The organism is Parafrankia sp. BMG5.11, from assembly GCF_004337455.1.
In genome coordinates this window covers 1-8,494 of the sequence record NZ_SJXI01000176.1, presented here as the reverse complement: position 1 = coordinate 8,494, position 8,494 = coordinate 1, and the positions used below count along the sequence as shown (strand labels likewise).

General features: G+C 63.4%; 5 protein-coding genes and 3 pseudogenes. All 8 read right to left on the bottom strand.

The window, feature by feature from the left end; translation table 11 throughout:
- Positions 1–115: 115 nt before the first annotated feature.
- The gene (locus E0504_RS49305) at positions 116–1,810 is read right to left on the bottom strand and encodes a bifunctional diguanylate cyclase/phosphodiesterase (RefSeq protein ID WP_243658001.1); all 1,695 of its coding nucleotides are present in this window, start codon (positions 1,808–1,810) and stop codon (positions 116–118) included.
- A 330-nt stretch (positions 1,811–2,140) separates the two neighbouring features.
- Positions 2,141–2,326, bottom strand: coding sequence for a hypothetical protein (locus E0504_RS49300; protein ID WP_131628040.1), 186 nt, complete (start codon positions 2,324–2,326; stop codon positions 2,141–2,143).
- Positions 2,327–2,415: 89 nt separating this feature from the next.
- A pseudogene (gene ltrA / locus E0504_RS54865) lies at positions 2,416–4,014 on the bottom strand (group II intron reverse transcriptase/maturase).
- A 102-nt stretch (positions 4,015–4,116) separates the two neighbouring features.
- Positions 4,117–5,880, bottom strand: a complete 1,764-nt coding sequence (locus E0504_RS49285) for a reverse transcriptase/maturase family protein (RefSeq protein WP_207974739.1) — start codon at positions 5,878–5,880, stop codon at positions 4,117–4,119.
- A 421-nt stretch (positions 5,881–6,301) separates the two neighbouring features.
- Positions 6,302–6,613, bottom strand: a complete 312-nt coding sequence (locus E0504_RS49280) for a reverse transcriptase N-terminal domain-containing protein (RefSeq protein WP_131628034.1) — start codon at positions 6,611–6,613, stop codon at positions 6,302–6,304.
- A 647-nt stretch (positions 6,614–7,260) separates the two neighbouring features.
- The gene (locus E0504_RS49275; RefSeq protein WP_131628032.1) at positions 7,261–7,533 is read right to left on the bottom strand and encodes a hypothetical protein; all 273 of its coding nucleotides are present in this window, start codon (positions 7,531–7,533) and stop codon (positions 7,261–7,263) included.
- A 134-nt stretch (positions 7,534–7,667) separates the two neighbouring features.
- Positions 7,668–8,255: pseudogene (locus E0504_RS49270) on the bottom strand (IS701 family transposase); the annotation flags it as partial.
- 58 nt (positions 8,256–8,313) lie between these two features.
- Positions 8,314–8,494 (bottom strand): annotated as a pseudogene (locus E0504_RS51795) (IS256 family transposase); the annotation flags it as partial.

Below are 8,494 nucleotides of genomic sequence, written 5' to 3'. Positions count from 1 at the left end.
CGACAAGACACCCGAAAGCTACGCCGCAGGACTCCACCTACGCGGATCCATCCTCTGGCTACGCACCCTGCCAACCCCATGATCCGAACTTGGAACAGACCCTAGCGCCGTTGACCTACCGGGCCGGTGACGTCGCCTGGTCGAGGCGCATGGCCGGCTGGTAAGCGACGCAGTGGCCGGGTCCGGCTCGTTTCGCAACGTACATCGCGACGTCGGAGGCGTTGAGGAGCCGATCGGCATTGGCGAGGCCGGTACCCGAGATTGCCACTCCGGCACTGGCGGTAATTGTAACGTCGGCTTCCGGTAGCGCGATCGGCTTGGCAAGTGCGGTGATGACACCGTGCGCCGCTCGCTCGAGTTCCATGATCGTGGAGACCTGTTCGCAGAGGATCGCGAACTCGTCGCCGGCAAGCCGGGCCACGACGTCATTCGGCCGAGCCGAGGCACGCAGGCGGTCGGCTACCTCACGCAGGACGTCGTCGCCGACGAGATGACCGAGGCTGTCATTTACAATCTTAAAACCGTCCAAATCGATGAAGATGACGCCGGTACGGAGACCGTCGCTCCGGCTTTGTTCGAGGTTGCACTTGAGCCGGTCGAGCAGGGCGACGCGGTTGGGGAGGTCGGTCAGGCTGTCGTGCAACGCACGGTAGTTGGCTTCGCGTTCCATCGCGAACCGGACCGCTGCGGCACCGAGCACACTGGCGACCGCATCGACGAATTCCACCTCGCCAGGTGTGAACGGCTCGGCTGCCGTTCCCTGGCCGTCGTCTTCGTGAAGCTCCCGGTCCGTCCGGTGGATGGTGAGGATGGCGGCGGGCGCGTTGGGTCGGCCGAGCGGCAGGGACACAGTTAACCAGCGCCCCGTCCGGCGGAGGTTCCGCGCGCCTGTTACGTCGCCCTGGTCCGGCGGCCCGATTAGGAGGGCGTCCCGGACAGCCGCAGCGGTGACGGGAGCCGGTGGCAGCGCTCCAACCGCGGCGATCAGGTCAGGTCCGTGTCCTGGTTCGGTCATATGCACGGTGACGGCCGCGTCCAGCCGGCTGGCTAGGACGGCGGCGGCGTGGTTCCACAACCGTTCCGGCTCCACGATCTGCAACGCCTGATGAGCCAGTTCGGTGACGGTGCTCTGCTCATCATGTGCTCGTTCGCGCTCCGTCACGTCTGTGGCGATCGAAGCAACGTGGCTGACCTGCCCGGCCGGATTACGGATCGGCCTAATGTGGAGGTCGTAGGAGTGTCCGTAGGCCTGGATCATTCCGATGGACGGCTCGCCGTCCATCGCTCGTCGCATCATTGTCAGCGTATCCGGGGTGTGCTTGAAAACCTCGAAGATGGACGTCCGCCCGGCAGCCTCCAGGTCCTCGGCCAGGGCAGGAACGGAGCCGCCACCTGACACTACGATCCGGCCGGACAGATCTGTAAGCCCCATGGAAACCGGACTGTTGTCCAATATCAGCTGCAATTGGTCGCGAGTAACGGCAGCGTCGGTCACGTCTAGTATCTGGCCGAGACAGCAAGACTCGTCTGCGTACTTCTCAACTCGGGTCGTTATCACGATATGAATCACGCTGCCATCGAGGCGGGCGAACCGGGTCAGATGCCGCGACACAATCCGTTCGCCGTTCAGCAGCTGCGACACATCCTCCCAGCCGTTACCGTCAGGGGGAGGCTCCAGAGCGTCCCAGGTACCGCCAATAAGATCGAATCTCGACCGGCCTAGAATGTCGCACATGGCCGCATTGACTCGCCAGATCTGCCGATTTCGAAGGCAGGTAAGACTCAGTCCGATCTCAAGGCGATCGAACAACTCATCATCCCAAACCCACGCCGTCGCGCCACCCCCACTCTGTCGCGACTATCTTCTAAACACCTACCTACTCCCAATCTACTACTCCCAATCTACCCTCAATTTAGACCTTGAAACAGTATCAATCTTGAACTCGACGCCCTGTCACATAGCACAGTTGTTACGTTCCGCCACAGTCACTTTATCGACACACTGTCAGGTATACCATATTATCGCTGGCGACTATCTGCCCGTTTTCGGTACGGATAACCGACATGGTAGATACTTGAGGTGGGCCCACCCTTCGAACCAGGGCCTCACCAAGGTCGCTCGGCGTAGCGACTCGCTACGTTAAGTTGCGAGGAATGTAAGGGCCCGGTTGCGGGCGCGGGCGATGAACTCGGTTGTCTCCTTGACTTTTGTAATGCCGTGGAGCCGGAAAAGGCTGAGCGCGAGATTTCGCAGAACAGCGAGAGTGCGTGGCCCGTTTCCTGAGTAGGTCTGGTTGGCGTCCTCGCGCCAGATGGTGTCGCGCACGTAGTGGACCTTGTTGTCCGGTAGCCCCGGCGCATTGCTGCGCCGGGGCCCCGTCAGAACCGTGCTTGCCACTCGTCGCGGCACACGGCTCAAGCACGCCTCAGGGGCGCGCGGGTTCCTGCTCTGCTGGTCCGGGCTGGCCGCGTTCCGTCTCCCTGCCGACGGGCGCAGCCGGTGTGGACAAGGCGGTATTTCGTCCGGTTCTCGCTGTCGGTGATGTCCGTGTAGGTCATCACCTTGCCGACGGCGGCGTACCAGTGCTCCCACTGGCTGGGGGAGTCCGGCGGGTCGCCATCGAGCAGCAGCGGCAGACCGCACAGCGGGCAGGTTCCGTCTTGGGCGCGCATGGCGCTGAGGCGGGATTTCGCCAGCTGGGGCGGCTTTCGTCTGCGCCGCCGGTCGCTCCAGTAGCGGGCGAGGTCAGGATCGTCGGGTGAGTTCCTGCCGGGTACCGGGGCATGTCGGACGATGGGCGTCCAGGCGTACTTGTGGAGGTAGGCGCCGCTGGTGCGGTCGCTGAGGATCCACCTGTCGTTTCTGTCCGAGTTGAACGGACCGAAGTAGCGGTTGACGACCCACTTCCAACTCCTGTGCGGGTGCCTGTGGCGTATCCACTTGTAGATCAGCTGCCACAGGTGCTCGTCCAGGCTTTGATATGCCTCCTTTGATGCTCCGTTACGGAAGTAGTTCGCCTGGCCCTGGATCTTGGGATTCATGACCTGGATCACGGCGGCCACGTTGGCGCCGCGCAGGGAGCGCAGCGACTCCGCGTTTCCCCGTCGGATTCTGGCAAGCGCTTCTTTGCTGGGTCTGGTGAGTACCTTCGTTCCGCCGCCCTTGGGATGGTAGCGGCGTATGGTGAACGAGAGGAAATCGAACCCGTCGTCGACATGACGGATCGCGGTCTTTTCCTTGTTCAGAGTCAGACCCCGTTCCGCCAGCCACGTGTCGACCTTCGCCTGCACCGCCTGTGCCTGCTCACGACTGTGGCACAGGGCCACAAAGTCATCCGCATACGTTATGACGGTTGGGCGGCCGGCCTTCACCATCCCACGGTAGTCGTACTCGACCCCTGCGGCCTCTTCCATTCCCTGAAGCGCTATGTTCAGGAGTAACGGGGAGATCACACCGCCCTGAGGAGTTCCCTCCTCGGTCGGTGCGAACCGGCCCTTGTCGACCACTCCCGCTTTTAGCCATTGCCGGATCTACTCCCTGGCGGGGAACCATCCGATCCTGCCCATCAGAAAGGTGTGGTCGATTCTATCGAATGCGGACGCCAGGTCGGCATCGATGATCCACTCACGCTTCGCGTTCGACGCCGCTAGCACTCTGTGGACCATCTCGATCGCGTCGTGGCACCCGCGACCCGGCCGAAAACCGTACTGCTTCTGGTCGAGCCGGGCCTCCCATTCGGGTTCCAATGCGTTACGCACCCGCTGCTGCTGGGCGCGGTCCGCGATAACAGGAATACCGATCGGGCGATGTTTTCCGCCTTTCTTGGGAACATACACCCGTCGCACCGGCAGGGCCTCGCTCGGCGGCGCGGCGTGTAGCCGAGCCGCGAGTTTGCCACGGGCACGCGGGGTCAGGGCGACCTGCCCGTCGATCCCGCCGGTGTGACGGCCGGTACTGCGCTGGGTCACCTGGCGCACGCTGACCAGCGTGTTCGCCCGGCTGCGCAGCAACACCGGTAGGCCGGTGGCGAGGTGCCCGCCGTGGCGGGTCCTTTTCCACCGGCCCCCGGTCCGAACCACGCGGGCTCGTTTCCGAGCACGTAGCTCTCCAGTGACTTACGCCGTGGCTGCGGTGCGGGTGTCCGCGTGGATGGCCTGGTGGCAGGAGGAGCAGACCACGAGGGCCTTCCTGCGTATCGCGGCCATGAGCTGTGCCCACGCGGGCTGTGGTCGTCCCGGTTTGGCGAGGCTGGTGAGTGAGCGGACCTGATGAACTTCGACGTCTGCCCGCCGTTGGCACCATTCGCACTGTCCCGTGTGGAGCCGGGTTAGCAGCTCTTTGCGGGTGGTGGCCGGGACGGGTGGGCGGTCATTGACGACCGCCTTTTCCTGCCGTCTCAATGGTATTCCACCGAACCTGGCGACCAGTGGCTTCTTGCCTGGTCGTTCGACGCTGACCTCGAAGCAGGTGCGTGTCCCGTGCGGGGTGTCGGTCTTGGCCTGGTACTTGTGGGCCATTTTCGTCACCGTCGTACGGTGCTTGGCGGCCAGCGTCTTGAGCATGGATGTCTTGGCGACCCATTCCAGCCGGTTCAGTCTCCAGACATCGCCGGCGAGCATGTAATACTGGGTGATGCCCCTGTACTCGGCCCCGTAGGTACTGACGATGAGTCGGTCATCGAAATTCAGTAACTCGGGGCGGCGCTCGGGTTTGCCGTGCTGAAGGTAGGGGGCGCATTTCGCCTTGACCACCGCTCGTGGCACACGCAGCCCGATGGTCCCGTTGACACGCGGGCGGGTCTTGCTGTGCTGGACGGTGACCTCGTAGCCAAGGAAAGACGCGGCGCCTGTCCGGGCGTGCGTGATCAGAGTCTTGTCCTCGTTGAGTTCCAGCTTGAGGTCGTCACGCAGGAACGTCGCGAGACGCGATCGGATCTCCTCTGCTTCGGCTCGTGGTCCGGTGAACCCGAGGAGGGCATCGTCTGCGTAGCGGACATATCGGAGTCGCCGGTAGTTCGGGTCGTTCGGGTCCGAACTGGGCAGACTCCGTTGCCGTGCGCGCAGTTTCCGCGCCGTGGCGTGGTCGCCGCGCGCGCGTGCCCGCCGGGCGGCCGATTTCACCTTGCCGTATGCAGGATTGGGTGCCCTGCGTCCTCCTCGGGTGCATTCCGGTATGAGAACTGTCTCGACGAACTCGTCCAACCTGTGCAGATAAATGTTCGAGAGGACGGGCGAGACCACGCCGCCCTGTGGCGCGCCGCTGAGCGTCGCGTTCCACACCCAGTCCTCCAGGTAGCCGGCTTGTAGCATCTGTTTGATGAGCCGGAGGAACCGGTTGTCGTGGATCCTCTCCGCCAGCACCGAGAGCATTATTTCGTGATCCAAGCTCCCGAAACAGTCGGTGATGTCGCTTTCGACGAACCAGGTCGTCCCCGTCCACGTGTTGGCCACCTCGGTAAGAGCTGTGTGGCACCCACGGCGGGGACGGAAACCGTGCGATCGGTCGGAGAACGTCGGCTCATAGTACGCCTCCAGCAGGAGCCGGACCACTTCGCCGACGAGCTTGTCCGACCAGGACGGCAGGCCCAGCGGCCTTGTCTTCGACCGGTCTTTCTTCGGGATGTAGACCCGTCGCGCCGGTTTGAATCGGTAGCGCTCGTGGCGTACCGCATCGATGATGCGGCCGATCTTACCCAGCGACATGCCGTCCGCGGTTTCCCCGTCGGCCCCGGCCGTCATCGCCCCCTTGTTGGCGTAGATGCGTCCGTAGGCCAGTTCGTACATCTGCGGGTTGAACAACTGCCGGTACAGCTCGTTGCACGGCAGGCCGCGCCTACCGCGTTCACGGAGGACACTCAGTACCGTTTCGGCGCTCTGCATTACGCGTACCTCCCGGTTTTCGAGTATCCGGTCACCTGGCCCCCTTCGCCCTGCGGACGGCCTTCTCGTCCCCCTTGGTAGGTCGTCACTCCTACGACTACTACGGGGCCTGTGTCACCTTAGGGCTCGCGCCCCTTAGGCGATCCCACGTTCGTCCCGGTCATACGTGACAGCGCGACTTAGGCTCCACATTCATCTCCTTGAATGCCCTCACTGGGCATCGCTCCGCGCCCCGAAGGTTGCACCGGCCAACTAATTATGCCGGTGCAGGGCCGGCGCCGGTTACAGGCGTCTTTCCGGCGGGCGTGCAGTTGCACCTTCTGGAGATTGTGATTCAAGCAGTCCAGCCTTAGCCGTATCGCGCGGGTCCACCGACGCACCGTTCCATACACCTGGACACGGCCGCCAGTTTTCTGGCATGCTATTGTTCCCCGACGCCTTTCGGGTCGAGGTAAGCCATCAGACCCAGGAACCTCCCTTCGAGTTCCTCCCGGCTGAACCGGGGATATGACCGGGCGCCTCGTGGCGCAGTCAGCTTCTGCAGGTTGCGGACCTTCTTCCGATCCCCGTCCCGCGTCGCCTTGAAGATCCTCTGCCGTAGCCGCCGTACCTGCTCGTTCTGGTGCCGCCAGTCGACGGCCTCCCAGTCGATGAGGTCCTCCGGTCCGTTCACCGTGCCGCGCGGCAACGGCAGCCTTTCGGCGTCGAGCACCGTGGTTGTCGTTGTCGTCATGACAGGCGCCTAACTTGTCCTTCGGACTCTGGCGGTTCGTGGGCTTCGACTCTGTCAACGGCATACCTGGCCACGTCAGCTCCCTTTCGGGCCCAGGCACGGGTCCAGCCTGGTATGCGGCCAGTTATACAGAGCGGCCACCTGGAGGGTGCAACCATACGCTCCGCCTTCCTGTCGCCTTTCGGCGTGCCGCCGTTCGCTTCTTGGCCATCCTGTTCCCGCCGGGCATTCCGCCTCCCTCGCGGTCGGCCTACCGGCGCTGGTCAAGCCACCGGACCTATGACGGGGTTTCCATGTTCCGCACTGCTGAGATACGACCGGTACCGGGCGCCCTCTATACCCGGGGCCGTGGTGCCCACCTGGCCGACATTGAAACTCCGGCCAGCACGTGCCGCGTTCCAGCGGCCGGCCCTCCCCCTCGGTGTCACTTCCACCTATCCGAGGCTCTGGTTAACGAGGCTTACAAGGGTTCACGCTACGTTCGCCCCTCCGGTCTTCCCCTTGCCGGTAACCGCTCGGGTGGAACAGCGGTCCTTGGGCTTCCTCCCGTGCTCCACACCCCGCCGTCACCGGCGACGCATGACAGGAGCGGGGACGAGTGTTCGGGCACTCACTCGCAGCTAACTGTCGATATCCGACCCTCCAGTTCAGTTAACTGACTCACACAGTGCGACCTCATGTCGCACCTCGATGCCCCAATGTTGGCGGACGTGGGTGTGGATCGTTTCCGCGGACGCGCGGCGGCCGTGCAGGCTGGTGATGATGAAGGCGTATTCCTTCGTGACTCTTCTGCCCGCAAGGTCGAACTCTTCCCGTCGGATGACGGCCACGGTGGCTGCGTTCGGGAAGTCGATGCCGTCGGCGGTGGTAGTCCAGGTCATCCAGCGTCTGATCCGCCCGTGGGAGCGTTCTTCGACCACGTTTCGGGATCTTCCTGGAGGAACGGAAGGTATCGGGAGAAGACCTTGACATGAAGGGTCTGCTGGTTCCCCTTCACATTCATCAAATAGTCGATGCCGCGTTTCTGAAAGTAGTACTACAGCCCCAGTGATCTCTATGTAGCTGCCGCCGGTGTGGCGGTTGCTTGAGCGGCGCGGATCCGGGTCTGGAAGTGGTAATGGCGGGCGCGTGCCTGGTGGCTGCGACGCCAGTCCGACCACCAGGTGATCACGGCCGATGGGATGGCGGCCTGTCCGAAAAGGGCAATGACGTGACGGATCTCGTTGAGGGTGAGTGGGGCCATCATGGCTCTATCCGGTTCCGGCTGCTCGGCGATCGGGATGCCGCCGGGAAGGCGCTGGTATCCCACCGCGGTCGTCGCTGGTGGGACGGCCGGCGGGTTTTGTTCGCGGTTTCTCAGCGCGGTGACAGCGAGCCAGGCGTGCGCGAGCATCGCCAGGGTGATGTGCCGATACCATGCGTGGTAGAGCCGAACCTGGTAATGGTCGAGACCGACCTCGTTCTTGGCTGACTGGAAGCATTCCTCGATTCCCCAGCGCTGGCCCGCGACGGTGACGAGGGTGGCAAGCGGAACCGGCCGCGGACTGTGGGTGAGAAAGAACGCAAGCTCCCTTTTGCCGGTACGTGCGCGGCGGATCAGGACCTGCTGAGGCCGGTTCTCCGGGCCGGCGAGGTCGGTCGTGGAGCCTGTCACGATTTTCGTGTAAGCCAGAGATGAACAGCCTACTTTGTGGAGAGTATCAGAAAGGTAGACGGCCAGGGAAGAGGTTGACCAGCGAGTTGAGTGCGACTTTCCATCCGTGGGTTCCCGTTCCGGACTCGCCGCCTCGCTGACTCGATATGTTCCGGAGTCCGAGATACAGTAGCTTCATGGCCGCGTCCCGGTCCGGGAAATGGCCCCGGTTCTTCGTTATCTTGCGG